Annotated in this window: 19 protein-coding genes; 13 read left to right on the top strand and 6 right to left on the bottom strand. The window is 44.6% G+C overall.

Annotated features, from left to right (window positions below):
- The first annotated feature begins 88 nt into the window (after positions 1 to 88).
- The 4 genes from QUB11_RS15730 to QUB11_RS15715 all read left to right on the top strand — a co-directional run bounded on the left by QUB11_RS15730 (position 89) and on the right by QUB11_RS15715 (position 5,571).
- On the top strand, positions 89 to 826 hold the full coding sequence (locus QUB11_RS15730) for a helix-hairpin-helix domain-containing protein (RefSeq protein WP_333391120.1): 738 nt from the start codon (positions 89 to 91) through the stop codon (positions 824 to 826).
- 136 nt (positions 827 to 962) lie between these two features.
- On the top strand, positions 963 to 1,445 hold the full coding sequence (locus QUB11_RS15725) for a DUF29 domain-containing protein (RefSeq protein ID WP_333391117.1): 483 nt from the start codon (positions 963 to 965) through the stop codon (positions 1,443 to 1,445).
- Between the two features lie 293 nt (positions 1,446 to 1,738).
- Complete coding sequence (gene chlG / locus QUB11_RS15720) at positions 1,739 to 2,749, top strand: chlorophyll synthase ChlG (RefSeq protein ID WP_333204178.1); 1,011 nt, start codon at positions 1,739 to 1,741, stop codon at positions 2,747 to 2,749.
- A gap of 239 nt (positions 2,750 to 2,988) precedes the next feature.
- Positions 2,989 to 5,571 carry a penicillin-binding protein 1A gene (locus QUB11_RS15715; protein ID WP_333204253.1) on the top strand — a complete coding sequence of 861 codons (2,583 nt, stop codon included), beginning with the start codon at positions 2,989 to 2,991 and terminating at the stop codon, positions 5,569 to 5,571.
- Between the two features lie 116 nt (positions 5,572 to 5,687).
- Here QUB11_RS15715 and QUB11_RS15710 read toward each other — a convergent pair whose 3' ends face one another.
- The 3 genes from QUB11_RS15710 to QUB11_RS15700 all read right to left on the bottom strand — a co-directional run bounded on the left by QUB11_RS15710 (position 5,688) and on the right by QUB11_RS15700 (position 8,236).
- Positions 5,688 to 7,028 (bottom strand): 16S rRNA (cytosine(967)-C(5))-methyltransferase, encoded by a 1,341-nt coding sequence (locus QUB11_RS15710; RefSeq protein WP_333204180.1) that lies wholly within the window; start codon positions 7,026 to 7,028, stop codon positions 5,688 to 5,690.
- A gap of 115 nt (positions 7,029 to 7,143) precedes the next feature.
- Positions 7,144 to 7,860 carry a Uma2 family endonuclease gene (locus QUB11_RS15705; RefSeq protein WP_333204182.1) on the bottom strand — a complete coding sequence of 239 codons (717 nt, stop codon included), beginning with the start codon at positions 7,858 to 7,860 and terminating at the stop codon, positions 7,144 to 7,146.
- A gap of 166 nt (positions 7,861 to 8,026) precedes the next feature.
- The gene (locus tag QUB11_RS15700) at positions 8,027 to 8,236 is read right to left on the bottom strand and encodes a hypothetical protein (protein WP_333204184.1); all 210 of its coding nucleotides are present in this window, start codon (positions 8,234 to 8,236) and stop codon (positions 8,027 to 8,029) included.
- 43 nt (positions 8,237 to 8,279) lie between these two features.
- Here QUB11_RS15700 and QUB11_RS15695 point away from each other — a divergent pair, with 43 nt between their 5' ends.
- A complete protein-coding gene (locus tag QUB11_RS15695; RefSeq protein WP_333204187.1) occupies positions 8,280 to 8,648 on the top strand; it encodes a hypothetical protein in 369 nt (122 codons plus the stop codon).
- Between the two features lie 205 nt (positions 8,649 to 8,853).
- Positions 8,854 to 9,558, top strand: a complete 705-nt coding sequence (locus QUB11_RS15690) for a hypothetical protein (RefSeq protein ID WP_333204189.1) — start codon at positions 8,854 to 8,856, stop codon at positions 9,556 to 9,558.
- A gap of 454 nt (positions 9,559 to 10,012) precedes the next feature.
- On the opposite strand, the gene QUB11_RS15685 is transcribed toward QUB11_RS15690, so the two are convergent.
- Entirely contained in the window at positions 10,013 to 10,459 is a 447-nt protein-coding gene (locus tag QUB11_RS15685) for an NADAR family protein (RefSeq protein WP_333204190.1), read from the bottom strand.
- 48 nt (positions 10,460 to 10,507) lie between these two features.
- Positions 10,508 to 11,221, bottom strand: coding sequence for a hypothetical protein (locus QUB11_RS15680; RefSeq protein ID WP_333204192.1), 714 nt, complete (start codon positions 11,219 to 11,221; stop codon positions 10,508 to 10,510).
- 121 nt (positions 11,222 to 11,342) lie between these two features.
- On the opposite strand from QUB11_RS15680, the gene QUB11_RS15675 reads away from it, so the two are divergent.
- The 5 genes from QUB11_RS15675 (at position 11,343) to QUB11_RS15655 (ending at position 15,517) form a co-directional block, all read left to right on the top strand.
- Positions 11,343 to 12,413, top strand: a complete 1,071-nt coding sequence (locus QUB11_RS15675; protein WP_333204195.1) for a dipeptide epimerase — start codon at positions 11,343 to 11,345, stop codon at positions 12,411 to 12,413.
- Positions 12,414 to 12,447: 34 nt separating this feature from the next.
- A complete protein-coding gene (locus QUB11_RS15670) occupies positions 12,448 to 13,248 on the top strand; it encodes a Uma2 family endonuclease (protein WP_333204255.1) in 801 nt (266 codons plus the stop codon).
- 80 nt (positions 13,249 to 13,328) lie between these two features.
- Positions 13,329 to 14,378 carry a DUF1611 domain-containing protein gene (locus QUB11_RS15665; RefSeq protein WP_333204197.1) on the top strand — a complete coding sequence of 350 codons (1,050 nt, stop codon included), beginning with the start codon at positions 13,329 to 13,331 and terminating at the stop codon, positions 14,376 to 14,378.
- Between the two features lie 36 nt (positions 14,379 to 14,414).
- Positions 14,415 to 15,047, top strand: a complete 633-nt coding sequence (locus tag QUB11_RS15660) for a type I restriction enzyme HsdR N-terminal domain-containing protein (RefSeq protein ID WP_333204199.1) — start codon at positions 14,415 to 14,417, stop codon at positions 15,045 to 15,047.
- On the top strand, positions 15,047 to 15,517 hold the full coding sequence (locus tag QUB11_RS15655; RefSeq protein WP_333204202.1) for a GNAT family N-acetyltransferase: 471 nt from the start codon (positions 15,047 to 15,049) through the stop codon (positions 15,515 to 15,517). The genes QUB11_RS15660 and QUB11_RS15655 overlap by 1 nt, the downstream gene beginning before the upstream one ends.
- 489 nt (positions 15,518 to 16,006) lie before the next feature.
- Here the strand turns inward: QUB11_RS15655 and QUB11_RS15650 are convergent, their stop codons facing one another.
- Positions 16,007 to 16,180 carry a hypothetical protein gene (locus QUB11_RS15650; protein ID WP_333204204.1) on the bottom strand — a complete coding sequence of 58 codons (174 nt, stop codon included), beginning with the start codon at positions 16,178 to 16,180 and terminating at the stop codon, positions 16,007 to 16,009.
- A 404-nt stretch (positions 16,181 to 16,584) separates the two neighbouring features.
- Here QUB11_RS15650 and QUB11_RS15645 point away from each other — a divergent pair, with 404 nt between their 5' ends.
- Positions 16,585 to 16,872 carry an NfeD family protein gene (locus tag QUB11_RS15645; protein WP_333101688.1) on the top strand — a complete coding sequence of 96 codons (288 nt, stop codon included), beginning with the start codon at positions 16,585 to 16,587 and terminating at the stop codon, positions 16,870 to 16,872.
- Between the two features lie 94 nt (positions 16,873 to 16,966).
- Positions 16,967 to 17,254 (top strand): NfeD family protein, encoded by a 288-nt coding sequence (locus tag QUB11_RS15640; RefSeq protein ID WP_333204206.1) that lies wholly within the window; start codon positions 16,967 to 16,969, stop codon positions 17,252 to 17,254.
- Positions 17,255 to 17,365 lie beyond the last annotated feature (111 nt).

The following is a 17,365-nucleotide window of genomic DNA, read 5'->3' as shown; positions in this document are numbered from 1 at the left end:
TAACGGATGTAACGGATGTAACGGATGTCAGTCCGATGGAAGAAGGAAGAAGAAAGCCCGCTATTAAAAAAGTGGGATTGAAATAAGTGTGAGAGCACAACTATTTAAGGATAAAATTAAAGTGTCTCAAGATTTATACTGGCTGCGTCAAACTCCAAACTGGGTGTGGTATTCTTTTATTCCCTACTTCGGCGGATTGGCGATCGCCTATGCAGGCCAAAAGTCAAATATTCGCAGTTGGATGGGATGGGGTGTTGGCATTACTTTAGCAGCACTAGCGGTATCTTCTTCAACTAATTTGGGTACGCTCGTGTGGATTGCTCAAATTGTCACTGCTTTTAGTTTGAAAAAGCGCTATCTGATCAAAACCGCACCCAGAGGTTTACTGGTTCCTGCAAGTGCGACGAATGCCGAAGAACTGGCAAACGTGCGCGGCAAAATAGATATTAACGAGTGTACCAAAGACGATATGGTCAGAATCTTGGGTTTGCCGATCGTCTACGCCAACGATATTGAATCTTTGCAAAACGAAGGCTACATTTTTACCCACGCCGAAGAGTTATCAGAAATAGCCGGAGTTCCCGAAAGTCACGTCAGACGAATCGCCCCGATGATTTGCTTCAGCTACAATTATCAAAAAGAATTGCAGTTTACTTGGAAACGGTTAAATATTCTTTCGCCGGAAGAGTTAATCGCCAGCGGTTTAGATAGATATGTTGCGGAAAAAATAGTTAGAGAAAGGCAGAGAAAAGGCGCTTACAAATCAGTTGTCGAAGTCAAGCGGCGGACGGGACTGCCTTTTGATTCCTATCGCCATATTTGTTAATTTACAGTTGTTAAGTAAGTCCAAAACAAAAAAAACAATAATATGCGATCGAACCTTGTAGGGGCGGGTTTGACCAACAATAATTGCCTAAAACCAATCATCTCGTAAACCCGCCCCCGCCCAACTAAAAAGTATTATGACAACAAAATTAGAAGTAGAACGACAAAAATTGTATGATACAGATTACCTGAAATGGATGGAAACCACTGTGGAAAAGTTGCGGGTTCGCGACTATTCAAACATCGACTGGGAAAATCTGATTGCAGAAATAGAAGACATGGGGCGAAGTGAACGCCGGAGTTTAGAGAGTAATCTGGTGGTAATTCTCCTGCACATGCTCAAGTGGCAATTTCAACCGGATCAAAGAAGCGGTAGTTGGAAAGGCAGCATTGTCGAACATCGCAGACGCATTCGCCAAGCTCTGAAAGATTCCCCCAGTCTCAAACCATATCTTGAAGAGGTACTGGCCCAATGCTATGCGGATGCAGCAGAACAAGCAGGTGCTGAAACTGGATTGCTTGTAGAGACGTTTCCGAAATTATGTATCTACAGTGCTGTCGAGGTTCTAGATTCTGAATTTTTGCCAGATTTTCTGCCAGATGAGATGATTCAAGGGTAGTATGGCAAAAAACTCGATCGCCTCCTGGTAATTGACATTAAATGCACCTGCTGGCAAAAATCTCCCCCAGCAGGCGGGCAAGCGCGAAATTATAAAAAAAGTATTTATCCTCTTGACATTTACACAAAATAATGATATTTCAATATATTGTGAAACTCCTACTTTTCCTTAGCATCAACTCCAAGCCGGGGTAAGTTTTCAAGACTCTGCCTTAAATATCAGTGGTATTCTATCAGAATTATTATTGAAACGGAAAACGACACAATAGTAGCAGTACCACTAACATCACACTTATGTCTGACTCTCCTCCATCCCAAATCTCCCCAGAAGCTGCACCGGAAAGTGCTGCTACCGAAAACCGCAGTGCCAAAACTAGGCAACTGTTGGGCATGAAAGGGGCCGCTAGCGGGGAAACTTCCATCTGGAAGATTCGCTTGCAATTGATGAAACCGATTACCTGGATTCCCCTAATTTGGGGCGTGGTGTGCGGGGCGGCTTCTTCTGGAAACTATGTTTGGAACCTAGAGAATGTCTTGATCGCAGCAGCTTGTATGTTGATGTCAGGGCCGTTGTTGGCCGGGTACACTCAAACTTTGAACGATTTTTACGATCGCGACATCGACGCCATTAACGAGCCCTACCGTCCGATTCCCTCCGGTATCATCTCGATTCCCCAAGTAGTAACGCAAATTTTGGTATTATTAGCCGCTGGCATTGGGGTGGCTTATGCTCTAGACTTGTGGGCGGGTCATGAATTCCCGATAATGACTGTTTTGACTCTCGGCGGCGCGTTTCTAGCTTATATCTACTCTGCGCCCCCGCTGAAACTCAAGCAGAATGGCTGGTTGGGAAATTATGCCCTGGGTGCTAGCTACATTGCCCTGCCTTGGTGGGCTGGTCAAGCTTTGTTTGGTACACTAGATCCCACGATTATGATTTTGACGCTGTTTTACAGTTTGGCAGGGCTGGGGATTGCGATCGTCAACGATTTCAAAAGTGTTGAGGGCGATCGGCAATTAGGGTTAAAATCTTTGCCAGTGATGTTTGGCATCAGCACTGCAGCTTGGATTTGCGTGTTGATGATCGACATCTTTCAAGCTGGGATTGCAGGCTACCTGATCAGCATCCACCAAAACCTTTACGCTGTCATTCTGCTGCTGCTGATAATTCCCCAAATTACTTTTCAGGATATGTACTTTTTGCGTAATCCCCTGGAAAATGATGTTAAATATCAGGCCAGTGCTCAGCCTTTCCTGGTTTTGGGTATGCTGGTAGCAGCCTTGGCACTGGGTCATGGGAGTTAAGCAGAGTTTTGAGGTTTGAGTTAAAAAATTTTGAAGTCAAAAAATCTAATTCACTTCTCAAAAAAATACCAAGCTCTGCAGCGTTAAGAAAAGTTTTGAATTTTGAGTTGTGAATTAAAAAGTTTTTAATTCAAAAAATCTAATTCAAGGCAGCGTGTTATTCAAGAAAAAATGTCGAATTAAAAATTAAGAATTGAAGAAGGCTAGCTTTTTTAATTTTTAATTTTTAATCGGACTTGATGAGGTTTGAAGGTCTGATCGTGGCTGAATTTTTCTCAAATATCAAAGATACATTGAGCAAAGTCACTAACGCAATAAGCGGTAATTCCGATCGAGAACCGCCGAAGGCTGCGAAGGGCAATAAGCTCAACTCGCCGGAATCGGAGGCGGAATTTTCTACACGGACAAGAGATGAGCGCTCCGAGTATGTGGTATCAGAAGATGCTGCACCTCTAGAAGAGTCAGAATATTTAGACTCAGAATATTTAGACTCAGAATATTTAGACTCAGAATATTTAGAGCCAGAATACGCTCGATATCCAATAGTCAAGCGCAATTGGGAAGGGTTGAAGCGCTTAATTGCTTGGTTGGAAATTGAACCTCAAGTTACCAGCTTGCAAACCAAGGGAAAAGAATTGTTGCGGCCGGGATTAAGTTTGCTGGGAACTAAATCACCCCAAAAATCCGATAGTAGCGAATTGCCGGAAAATAGCGCATCGCCGAACACCCAACTGCAGATAAATACGGCACTACAGGAAAATAGCGCACCGCAGGAAAATACTAAAAAACGTATCCCCCGCCGTCCTAGATTTTGGATAAGTTTAGGTGTTGCCAGTATAGGCGGGGGCGCTTTAATCTACGGTTTATGGATTTTGTACACCTTAGACAAAGGTTTGCCAGATGTTAACGATTTGTCCGCCTTTAACCGCGACGGGACACTGACAATTAAGGCGGCCGATAATACGATTTTGTTGCAGTCGGGGCCTGCAACTAGAGATAAACTGAAACTTCAAGAAATTCCCGAACTGTTGGTTAAAGCTTTTATTGCCATAGAAGACCGCCGTTTTTATCAACATCGCGGGGTGGATTATCAAGGTATTGTGCGATCGATTGTTTCTAATTTGATAGCGAGAGATTTAGTGCAGGGCGGCAGTACAATTACGCAACAATTGGCTCGCGTTGTTTTTCTGAATCAGGAAAGAAGTATTAGGCGGAAGGTTCGGGAAGCTCTTTTAGCTCAGAAAATAGAGCGGGAGTTGAGTAAAGACCAAGTTTTAGAAAGATATTTAAATCTGGTTTATTTGGGTTCGGATGCCTACGGAGTGGCAGATGCAGCTTTGGTTTTCTTTAGCAAAACAGTCGATAAATTAACTTTGGCAGAGATGGCAACTTTGGCGGGTTTGCCGCCGGCACCGAGCGAATATTCGCCTTTAGTTAATCCTGATATTGCGAAGCAACGCCGCAATCTTGTGCTGCAACAAATGCAGGAAGCGAAGGTAATTACAGAGGCTGAGGCGAAGGAGGCGATGGCGGAACCTATCGCAGTTAAACCAAGTCCGCCGAAGCGATTTAAAGTAGTCGCACCTTATTTTGCTAGTTACATTCGGAAGGAATTGCCGCGCTATGTTTCTGAGGATGCTTTGGAAGCTGGCGGTTTGACTGTCGAGACGACGGTGGATTTGAAGTGGCAGAAAATAGCGGAACAGGTTGTTAAAAATGCGATCGAAGTTGATGGCCGCCGTCAGGGTTTTGAACAGGCGGCTTTAGTTTCTATGGACACTAAGACTGGGGAAGTTAAGGCGCTGGTAGGAGGTGGAAATTTTAAGGAAAGTGAATTTAATCGCGCTACGCAGGCTTTGCGGCAGCCCGGATCGACGTTTAAAGGGTTGGTTTATGCCGCGGCGATGGCGGCGGGTTTTTCTCCCTATGACAGTTACGAAGACGAACCAATTATTATAGACGGCTATCAACCGAATAATTATGGCAAAAAATTTAGCGGTTGGCGATCGATCTCTGATGCTTTGACGAGTTCGGTGAATGTCGTAGCTGTGAAGGTGTTGATGGATGTGGGGTTTGAACCGGCGATCAAAGTAGCCAACGATATGGGAATTAAGTCGAAATTGAGTCCGATTTATTCCCTGGCTTTGGGTTCTTCGGAAGTGAATTTGCTGGAGTTAACCAATGCTTACGGTACTTTAGCCGCGCAAGGGAATTTTATTGAAGCCCACGGAATTAAGCGGGTGATTAATCAGCGGGGAGATGTGATTTATCAGGCTAATTTTAAACCGAAGCGGGTTTTGGATAAGGATAGTGCTGCGATTACTACTTGGATGTTGGAGGGTGTTGTGCAAGACGGTACGGGGGGGCCTGCGGCTTTAAACGATCGCGCTGTAGCAGGCAAAACCGGTACTTCGGAAAATGTCAGGGATTTGTGGTTTATTGGTTACATTCCACAGGTTGTGACTGGGATTTGGCTGGGGAATGATGACAATTATCCGACTTGGGGAACTAGCGGTACGGCGGCCTACAATTGGCGCGATTTTATGAGTCAAGCTGTTAAGGGAATGCCGGTAGAGAAGTTTCCGAAGTTGCCGGAGTTGGAGGGCCGCAAAGGTAGTATTAAGGCGAAACCGGTGGAGCCTAAGAGGATTATTCGGGGGATGATTGTGAATGAGGATGGTGCGATCGTACCTTACAATCCCAATCCTCAACCCCGGTATCGCGAGTGGCAAGAACCGGCTTATCAAGAGCCGGCTTATGAAGAGCCAGCTTATCAAGAGCCGGCTTATGAAGAGCCAGCTTATCAAGAACCGGGATATTAAACGGGTTTTACCAACAATTGCCACCCGTAGGGGCGGGTTTCACCAACAATAATCGCCTAAAACCAATAATCTCATAAACCCGCCCCCACGATAGCCGTAAATCACCATCTACAAATCTAATCTTGCTTTAGTCTCACCATAAAAAAGCCGTCCATGTGATGTCTGTGCGGCCACACTTTCACCCATCCTTCGGGTGATGGCTGTACGGGTAAATCAATGGTTGGCGGTTCTATTTGCCAGTGAGGATTGCTGTCTAAGAACGATCGAATAACTGTTTCATTTTCCAAGGGATGAATTGTGCAAGTTGCATACACTAATACGCCGCCGGACTTGACAAACGTCGCTGCATTTGCTAGCAATTCCGATTGCAGTTGAGATTGTTGTTGAATGTTTTCGGGTGTGTGTCGCCAGCGGGCGTCGGCGCGGCGGTGGAGGGTTCCGAGGCCGGAACAAGGTGCGTCTAGTAAAACTCTGTCTGCGAGGTTAACAAACTCTGGGAAATGGCGGCTGTCTCCGGTATGAATTTTAATGGATTTCATCTGAAGTCTGTCGGCATTTTCTTTAAGTTTTTTGAGTCTGCTGGCGGTTTTGTCGCAGGCATAAATTGTCCCTTCATCCTGCATTAATTCGGCGCTGTGGGTGGTTTTCCCCCCCGGTGCGGCGCAGGCGTCGATGATAGTTTCCCCTGCCTGGGGCCCTAGTAAATGGGTGACTAATTGAGCGCTGCTGTCTTGGATTGTCCACCAACCTTCGCTGTATCCGGGGAGGTTTTGAATGGCGCCGATGCTGCCATTTAGTCTTAATGCTTGGGGCAAGTTGGGGATTCTGCTAGTTGAGATGTTGTGGGTTTTGAAGGCAGCTTCAATTTGGGCGATCGAGCTTTTTAAAGGATTGATTCTCAGGTCAATTGTGGGAGATTGGTTGAACCATTCACAGAGTTGTTCGGTTTCGGTTTCGCCTATTTGTTCGATCCACAATTTCACCAGCCATTCGGGGAAGCTGTGCAGAATTCCTAGGCGTTCAACGGTGGATTTATAATTAGTAACTGTTAATGGGTTTAAGTCGTTATCTGTTAAACGGATGTATTGGCGCAACAAACCGTTAACAAAACTGCTGAGTCCTGAAAATCCGTTTTCTTTTGCTAGTTGAACGGTGGTGTTGACGGCGGCGGAGGGGGGAATCTGGTTGAGATATTCGAGTTGATATAAGCCTAAATGTAGGATGGTGCGAAGTTCGGGTGGTTGTTGGGAGGATTTCTTTGTGGCTAGTTTGTCGATGATGAAGTCGATCGATCGCATTCTCCTGACGCTACCGTAAACTAATTCTGTCACTAAACGCCGATCGAGGTCGTTGAGTTGAGAATTGCTGAAAGCGCGATCGAGTGCGGCATCTGCGAATGCACCGCGGCGGTGGACTTCGCGGAGTGCGAGAAAGGCTATTTGGCGGGGATTTTGCATAATTAAGATATGGGGGTCTAGAAACCGGGTTTTTTACGATAAGATGCGTTACAGCCCGCAGATTTGGTGAAAAACCCATTTTCCGATCGCCCGTGATTCGAGGACTATTATAATCTCAAATGTCCTCTGGATTTATGCCCATTTCTCGGAGTTTTTCTGAAAGGCGATCGGCTTTTTGCTGTGCTAACTCTTTATCTTGCCGTTCTTGTTCCATTTGTTGCTGTGTTAGTTCCATTTGTCGCTGTGCTGATTCCTGTTGTCTTGACAACTCCACATAAGACAAAAACTTCTGTCCATCAGGCCGATAAATTTCCAAGTCTCCCGATGCAGTTTGAAAACGGATCTGCAAACGCGGACTCACCCAACCATCCATTAATTCAATATAGTTGAGTTTTCCATCAGAACGCAGCCAACCAATTAATTCATTATCCTCTGGACTGTAGACATAATATTCTTCGACTCCATAATCCTGGTAGAAATTAAACAGCTTAAACAGTGCTCCGATTCGATTTCCAGGCGAGAGGATTTCAAAGACAACTTGCGGGGCGATATTATCTTCAAGCCACTGTTGGTAGGAACCTCTGTAACCTTTCGGTCTGCCAAACACTACCATCGTATCAGGTGCTTGGCGAGTTTTGTTATCTCCTTCGACGGGATACCACAGCAAATCACCGGCTACAAAGACATTTTCGTTGTCTTTGTATAAGGCATCTATTCCACCTTGAATGGTGACAATTAGTTCAAACTGTTTGGTATTGTCTGACATGGGTTTGCCGTCGCTGTCTGGGTAGATGATTTCTGCTGAGGTTTTAGTTGGAATTGTTGCGGTCATGGGGATGAGTCCTTTGCTAGTATCATCAATTTCTATTTTATACCTATTTTATAGGACTTACGCACGGGGCCCAGAAACCGGGTTTTTTTACGAAAAGACGCGTTCGTACTCGAAGATTAGGTAAAAAACCCGGTTTCTTTGTGGGAGTGCGTAAGTCCTGTTTTACTTATTCTGTTTTGGTTGACACTAATGGTTCTAATAAATTGCGTTCTTCTATGGGAAGCTCTAGCAAAACTCGTCTGTCGCCCTTTGTTTTCTTATAGCGGACAGCCGCATTCAGCAGGCGGATGGGAATTTGGAATTGTTCGTAAGTAGCTTGGGGACGCCGATCGCATAATAGGCTACTCTGTTCACTCCGAAAACGCAGAGGCTTCAATCAGCTACCGATCCATGCAGGTCTATTAGTAGGAGAATAAACAATGAAATTCAGGGTGGAAAATTTTAACGGAAGACTGATCGCTATTTTTGATCGAGAATTACCCCCTCGGAGCTATCTCCTAGCAGCTTTTCTTGAAGAAGCTCGGTCTACGAAAGGACAAATATACCTAGAAATTATTGATAAAATTGAATGTAGCAAAAATCTGAGGGATGTAAAAGTAACTGCATTGACTGGCAATTGTATAGATGCTGAACTTTATACCGACCGTATTGTAATTACAGAACTATGGCCCACAGGTGAAGAAGATGCAGAACCAGAAAGCACGGAGATCCTTTTGACAGAAGCAAAAAGGCTACTGCTGGAGTGGCAATCAATTTTGAATCTGTGGTGTGAACAGCAGGCCCAATAAATAATTAATCAGCAGATTAACTGGTTCCCAGGCTCTGCCAGGGCACCGATATCACTCTTGCTCTGCCTCGCAAGTCTTAGACTAGGGGGAGGCAGAGCCTCCAAATCTACCTCCCCAGGCTGAGCCGGGGAACAAGAAAAAATATAAAAAATATTCTTTAAGACTTGTTACAATACACAAAACTTCATACTTTCCCCAACACTGGATGACCTTTTTCAACGCCTCCGAACCCCTAATCCGCTGCAAACAGGAACATCTCGACGTACAAGACCTCGAAGGCCTGTTGCAAATCCGCTGGCAAATTGGAAATATTACTCTTTTCTCAGGATTTTATACCCGCATCGACCAAACTTTTCTGCTTTGGGGTTTGGTGACAGGGGGGATTTTTTTTACGGCTCAGTTTTTCCCTATCAGTTGGAGCTTTCAGGCGATTCTGTGGTCAACTTTGACTTTAATTGGCACTGGGGTAATGGCTGTTTTGACTTTGTTTTGGGTAAGAGTCGAGCGAGTTAGCTGGATTCTTTACTCTTGGGCGATTTTGATGATAAGTGGTTTGGTTCTGACCGATTGCAGTATTTTTGCCGGTTGGGGAGGTTTGTTGCTGCACCTTTGCGATTTGTGGTTGGGGTTGAGCGCGATCGGCTATTTGTTGACGGGACTCGGTTTGCGATCGCGCACTTTTCTCCTGATGGGACTAACTCATTTATTTAGCATACCTCTATTAAGTTTTGTTGCACCTTGGCAATATCTAACCACAGGAATAATTATGGCTGGCTGTTTGTTGTTATTGTCCGAATTGCAGTGGGATATGCGATCGCCGATCGACAATAGTTTGCTAAGCGCAGAACAGAAAGAATTTAATAGAATTCAACAGCAACTGCGACAGAGTGGCGCGATGGTATCCAAATAAATCACAAATGTAAAGAATTCTGTAGCACTGCTGACACTTTCCACAAATCGTACACAATAGTAAAGATACAGCATCAATAAAAAACCAACTTTAACCAGAACAGGTGTTTTGCTGTTTTACCTGTGAATCGCCAACTTTAGGGGAACGGTGTCCGGGAGGCGACGGGCTAACAATGCTGTACTTGCGACGAGAAAAGTTAATTCCGGTTGAGAGTAGTTGTTAAAACAAAAAAAGTGGTGCAGGGTTTTTACCGTTTCCCCTGCTTCGCAGTCTCTGAGGAGAGGCTAAACCCTCTACTAGAACAGCCCGACGAGATTGACACAAGTTTTGACAGTTGCTCATGCCGATTTTTAAGTTCAGTGTTTAAGAAAATTGAGGAAATGCTCGCTGAGGAGCATTGCAGGACTTAGGATTAAATAAGTCCTGCTTTATCCTGGAAAATTTAAGTTCTGTTTTACTCTGACGTGCGTTTTCGCAATATCTCCCTTACTTCCATTAAAATCTGGCCCAACATATTTTTGCCGCTGCCATCTTTACCGCAACCCCAATAGTAATCAACAGGGGAATTTTCCACTATTTCCTCATCCGCTGTAGCGAGTAAAATTTCTCTAATTTCGGCATGAGTTTCAAATTTTCGGAGTACGGCTTTTCTCATGATATCATCTTTTACTTTTTCCCAATCTTTGCGGAGGGGACGAGAGCGATCGCGTCCCATTTTTGCGGCATCTTTCGGCGTTTTTGCTTGGCGAATTTGGTCGCAGTGAGCCGTTTTGGGAAACTTTTGTGCTTGAAAATAATGTTCGGTAGTTGACCAATATTCTCCGTCTAACTCGAATCCATGACTGGAAAAATTAGAAAAACAGCCGTATTCGCTGGCAGTGGTGTAGAAGTAGATAGCCATAAAGTCTGCGATTTCAATTTCGTTAATAATCTTGGTTAATCGTCAGTTTTACCTCTCTGAATTATCCAATATCTTCAACCGCACATCAATATCTTCAAGATGGGAACCGATGTAAGACAGCAGGGCGTAGATGAATACGATCACCCCTACCATTTCCAAAATTTCCTCAACACAAACCATCAAACCGTATATCAAGTTTCGTTTAGTTACCGCATCTGCATAATAGCCAGTAACCATTTCCATGCCAAGTGCTCCACCCACATATATACTGCCTGCTAGTAAGAAAAAGTCCCTTGTTTTCCGGGGTAGGTGCCGGAGAAACTTCAGATAAGCCAGCGCAGTAACCCCAACAAAAATCGCCCCCGGAATTACCCAAATGAAGTAAAAAAATCCCCCTAAATTCAGTGCCTTTCGCAAGTCGTTAATAATTAATATTTCGTGCAGACTCAATATTTCATCTAAAGAAAAAAATACAAACATCAACGCCAGCGCTTTCCAGTGTCCAAAATACCGATCGCCCTGCTTCTTCTTAGCACTAGCAATAATACCTAGCAAAATCGCGCAAAACAGCAAAGTAAAGGACGAGTACCACGAAGGATAATTTATTTCTTGGTCTAAGTTAAACAAACTAATCCAGCGTTCTTTATAGTTAAAACCGTACCGCAGAACTTGTACGATGCAACCAGCAACAGCAAAGAAGAGCACCCAAATGCTGAGAGAGAAGGCAACTCTCTTCGGCGAAACAGAAATAAGGAATTTCATCAAGTTTTTGATAAACTAGAACAAGCAAAATCAAACTATAAAGTAAAAAGTTACAAATCGCAAGAGCGGCACAATCCGCCACCTCGGATTTTTATTTAGAAAAAATTACCAATCACTGACAATGCACGTTCAAATTGAAACTTTCACTGTCCGCAAGCGGTTTGCGCTTACCATCAGCCGCGGTACAACAGCCCAAAGTACGAATTTATGGGTAAAATTAGCACACGAAGGCATCGAAGGTTGGGGAGAAGCATCGCCCTTTTCCACAGGTTCTCGGCCCCAAACTACCGAAATGCTGTTAGCTGCATTGCAAGAAGTTGCACCGCTGCTAGAAAAGTTTACTTTGTTCGATCGCCAAAAAATCGAACAAGTATTAACAGAGGTCAACTTACCCTCATCCGCCCGCGCCGGCATCGACATGGCAATGCACGACTGGCTGGGCAAAAAAGCAGGCTTGCCACTGTGGAAAATGTGGGGATTAGATCGATCGCGCATCGTCCCCACCTCCGTCACAATCGGCATTAATTCCCCCTCTGGTGCAATAGAAAGAGTGCGCGATTGGTTTGGCAAAGCTCCAGCAGGTCTCAAATACCGCGCCGTTAAGGTTAAATTAGGAAATCCCGCAGGAATCGAAGCCGACAAAGCTATGTTAATAGCAGTGCTAGATGAAGCACCAGCTAACCTTAAAATTAGTGTTGATGCTAACGGCGGTTGGAGTTTGACCAGCGCGATCGAAATGTGTCGCTGGCTGGAAAAATACAATATAAATTATGTCGAACAGCCGCTTTCACCCCTCGCAGATATGGATGAATTCTCAGAACTGTACCGTCAATCGCCCCTGCCAATTTTTGCTGATGAAAGTTGCTTTAATAGTTCCGATATACCCAAGTTAGCGCACTGCGTCCACGGCATCAATATCAAAATGATGAAGTCAGGCGGATTGACGGAAGCAATGCGGATGATTCACACCGCAAAAGCCTACAAGTTGCAAGTAATGTTCGGCTGCTATTCTGATAGCGCGATCGCAAATACAGCAGCCGCACAACTTTCACCGCTAGCTGACTATTTGGATTTGGACAGTCACTTAAATTTATTAGACGATCCTTTCACCGGTGCGATCGTCGAAAATGGGTGTTTGCTGCCAAACGGGCGATCGGGATTGGGAGTGCGGCGAATTGAGATTGTAGAATAGAAGTATCGCTCAAAACACATCTGGAGATACTATGATGCCAGTGGAATCAATAGGAGAGCAAATTGATAGAGAAGCCAAGCTTTTCTTTGAAGAACACAAGCCGCCGACTGATTTAATTTTTGATGATGGTGCAGAAATGGAAAGCAACCGCCACCGTATAGCAATGACCGTTTTAATCCGTTCCGTAGAACAAGGTTTAGCTAACCGAAACGATTTTTTTGTCGGTGGCAATATGTTTATTTATTACAGCGCTAAACAGATTCGGAATCAGGATTTCCGAGGCCCGGATTTTTTCGCTGTGTTGGGTGTTGACAGCAATCCTTCCCGACAAGGCTGGGTAGTTTGGGAAGAAAACGGACGTTACCCGGATGTCATTGTGGAACTGCTGTCGCCGTCAACGGCAAATCAGGATACAGGCAAAAAAAAGGATATTTACGAGCAGGTTTTTAGAACTCCTGATTACTTTGTTTTCGATCCTTTCGAGCCGAATTCTTTGCAAGGATGGCGTTTAGATGCCAACCTGCGCTATCAGCCGTTAGTGGCCAACGAGCGGGGTTGGCTGTGGTGCGAAACCTTAGGCTTTTGGTTGGGCACTTGGGAAGGAATTGTCGATCGAGAAACAGCAACTTGGGTGCGTTTTTTCGACGAATCTGGCAATTTAGTTTTGTTGCCGGAGGAAGCCGCTCAACAACAAGCCGAAGCCGCTCAACAACAAGCGGAAGCCGCTCAACAGCAAGCCGAACAGGAACGCCAGCGAGCCTCGCGACTAGAGGCCAGATTGCGAGAATTGGGAGAAGATCCGAATGATCTTACCATGAACCCAAATCACAGCTAACACCCAATCGATTTTAGATTTTAGATTTTAGATTTTAGATTGAAGCTAAAATCTAAAATCGCCGTCTCAAAAGTGAACCAATGACTAAAAACTATCCGATCAAAAATGGTAAAGTTGCTATCCTGCTGCACGAGGGAATTCTCGGTTCTTCCGGCAAAACAGGCTTAGCTTTTTTACGCTACAGCGAAGCACAAATTGTAGCAGTAATAGACCGCAAATGTGCCGGAAAATCTTTACCTGAATTAACGGGAATTCCTCAACAAGTACCGATAGTTGCTTCCGTTGCAGCAGCACTGCAATTTGCGCCGGATATTCTGCTAATTGGCATCGCTCCTTCCGGCGGTGTTTTGCCTGCGGAATGGCTGCCAGAAATTAATCAAGCGGTAGCAGCGGGTTTGTCAGTTGTCAACGGTTTGCACGCGAAACTTGCACCTTTGATAACAGTTCCGTTAACCGAAAATCAATGGATTTGGGACGTGCGTCAGGAACCGAAATCTGTCGGTGCGATCGCCTCTGCTGCTGCGGCTAAATTAAGTTGTCGCCGCGTGTTAACTGTGGGTACAGATATGAGCGTTGGCAAAATGTCAACCAGTCTGGAACTTAATCGCACTTGCTTGCGGCGAGGTTTGCGTTCCAAATTTTTAGCAACGGGACAAACGGGTTTAATGATTGGAAATGAAGGCATTCCTTTGGATGCAGTGCGAGTTGATTTCGCCGCTGGTGCTGTCGAAGAAATGGCGATAAAATTAGGTTCTGAATGCGAGATTCTGCACGTAGAAGGGCAAGGTTCGCTATTGCATCCGGGTTCGACGGCGACTCTGCCGCTGTTGCGGGGTTCGCAGCCAACTCACTTAATTTTAGCGCACAGAGCCGGACAAACTAGCATTCGCAATCACCCGCACGTATCGATTCCCAGGTTATCAAAAGTAATTGAATTGTACGAAATGGTAGCCGCTGCTGCGGGTGCTTTTGCAGGGGGAAAAGTGAGCGCGATCGCCCTCAACACTCATCACTTCAATGAGGCTGATGCGCTGTTAGCAATAGCTGAAGTTCAAGCAGAAACGGGATTGCCTTGTACCGATCCGGTAAGGTTTGGCGCGGAGGTTTTGTGGGAGGCGATCGACAATTAGTATGCTACAATAAATTTCAATTGAAGATGCAAAGCCATGACACAATCAATTCAAGCAAAAACACTGACTCTGCACGATGTCAAAACAAAATTTAACTTCCAACTTTGTGAAGACGAGCAATTCTTCCGGGAGTGGATTGACGATTTACCAGAAATTACTAATGAAGAAAAGCGATATCTAGACAAAGTAAAGGCTGGCTATACTAACAGTGCCGAGTACCCAATGATAGAAGATACCGTAAAAATGGTGGTACTGGCTCCCTTGCTATTTTTAGCAGGTTTATTCTTGACTCCCTTTCACATAGAGTCAGAAAAATCGGTGGAACTGGTTACAGTGGATGAAGATATACTTGTCAGAGGAAGCATTGATATTCTGCTTTTAATTGAATCTTTTTGGGTTGTGGCGATCGAAGCCAAGCGAGCTCAATACTCTCTTGATGCGGGACTTCCACAGCTACTCTTTTATATGCTGAATGACCCGAATTCAGAAAGACCATCATTTGGACTTCTGAGTAATGGCAGTAGTTTCCGATTCATCAAAGTGACTAAACAAGGTACACCCCATTATGCTTTGTCTAAGCTTTTTGATATTTGGAGCCCGGACAACGAACTTTACGAAGTTTTTCGCATATTTAAACGAATCGCTGCTGTAGTTTCCAACTATAACTAATGACTGAAATTTCTGTTTCCTTACCCCCAGAATGCGTTCTACGCCAAGCCTCAGCTCAAGATATCAAATCAATTAGAAGGTTAGTGTGGAGCGCCAAACTCGATCCAACTCAGTTGCGCTGGGAGCAATTCTGGGTCATCGAATGCGGTGGGAAATTGGCAGCTTGCGGACAGTTGCGGAACTTTGCGGGCGCGCAAGAATTGGGCAGTTTGGTGGTGGCGAAAGAATGGCGCGATCGAGGTTTGGGAAGATACCTCACAAAATATTTAATTCAACAAGCTACAGAACCGCTATATTTAGAATGTTTGGGAAAGCGACTCGCATCATTTTATACTCGCTTTGGATTCGTAGAAGTTTCCGTACAAGAATTGCCGCAGTCGCTTAAATTCAAGTTCGGTTTGTCTCAATTAGCTAAAACTTTATTCAAAATTCCTGTAACAATTATGCAGTATCAAGCAGGTTTTCTATAATTATGACTTTTATGAATTTAAGATTCTGAATTTATGAATGGATTTTAAGTTCGACCTGTTCAATAATTGGATAACAGGGTGCGATCGAGCTACACCGAGCGAAAACTCCTACCGCGTCGCGATATCTGCGTCAGTCTCGATCGCCTATTGTCTATGCCTAAATAGGTAGGTAAAAACTCACATCTTGCACTATTCTCAGGAACAGGCAAGATGCCTGTTCCACAAAGAGTGAATTTTCTTGTGGAACAGGCATCTTGCCTGTTCATAAAAAGCTTATAGAAAATGGTGCAACATCTGAGTACAAATCAACCTCGCATGGGGAGGGCGGGTGAGTGCCCTAGTAAAGTGGTTTAGATCATAGATCCGGGCGCTTACGGGCCCCTAATGGCGCACAGGGTGTCAGAAACCGGGTTTTTAGGGGTTTGGTGCCAAAGTCACCGACTAGATATGTATGGATATTCCGGATTGGGCGATGGAGACGGCGTAAGTTCATAATTCACCGTTCGCGGTAGTCCAGTTGGCTAAATTGGCACAGCTACAAGCCTGATAGCTAGGCACAAACCGTTGCAAAATCGTTGTTTGCAGGTTGGCAAGTGTCATGTGCCAGTACCAGACTCGGAAAGTGGACTGGCGATCGCCCCAAAGATATTCGACTCCTGGCACATTAGTAAGTGTAAAGCAAGTGAGTCACAACCCAATCAAAAAATTCAACCCACAAGTTAAACCCAAAAATAAAACATTTTCACAGCAGCAGTAATGCGGAATCAGACAATCTCTAATGTAGCTAACCACATCTACCCTTAAGGTAAATCCCACCAACTACTCAACCATTAAATCCTTAATTCAATACCTCGTAATTAATGGATTTTGACTCCCCGCAACCGCTTCTCAAATCCCCTCAACATTTCAAAAATTCTTAGCTTTTATCCTGATAAAAGCACGGAAGGCAAGAACAATGAAATATCAAGGCAATCAGTCAATCTTAACCGAGGAAATGCAGCCTCTCAAATAGCATAAACAGACAATTACACATCCCCATATATTTTAACACCACAGGAGTAAATATCATGTTCAACGTAGTAAAAGCTTTCGGCTCGATTTTCTCTACCCAAGGATACAGCACAGCTAACAATATGCTCATCAAAAATTACGTCAACACCAATTTTAACTATTTCAACGAAGAAGCAGTCGTCGATGAATCGATTTACCCGAATCAAACAGGTCGCGTCCGCTTCCAAGGTAGCTGGTGGCCCGCACGGTGCGATCGCCAAATCACCCTCACACCCGGAGACACGGTTTATGTCATCGGCGTTGACAACATCACTCTGTTAGTTTCCCTCGCTCCCGCAGACTAAATCAGAGATTGAACAACCAGGAAATGCAACCTTTCAAATAGCATCAATAGGCGATTAAACTTCCATATATTTTAACACAAAAGGAGTCAACAAAATGTTTAACGTAGTAAAAGCTTTCGGTTCTATTTTTTCTCTTCACACCTACAGCCCAGAAAAGAATATCTTAATGGATAACTACATCAACACCAATTTTAACTACTTCAACGAAGAAGCAGTCGTCGATGAATCGATTTACCCGAATCAAACAGGTCGCGTCCGCTTCCAAGGTAGCTGGTGGCCCGCACGGTGCGATCGCCAAATCACTCTCACACCGGGAGACACGGTTTATGTCATCGGCGTTGACAACATCACTCTGTTAGTTTCCCTCGCTCCTGCAGACTAAACTAGAAAGTAATCTCAACTTTTTCACTGTCTGAGCCCCGACTTATTCAAGAAGTCGGGGCTCAGACTATTCTGTTTTTTAGTGGCAATTTGGCTTAAATATCCCCTTTAT

This window comes from Microcoleus sp. B6-A1, assembly GCF_036705085.1.
In the GTDB taxonomy this organism is placed as follows: Bacteria; Cyanobacteriota; Cyanobacteriia; order Cyanobacteriales; family Microcoleaceae; genus Microcoleus.
The sequence above is the reverse complement of the archived record's forward strand: the minus strand, read 5'-3'. Positions and strand labels throughout refer to the sequence as shown.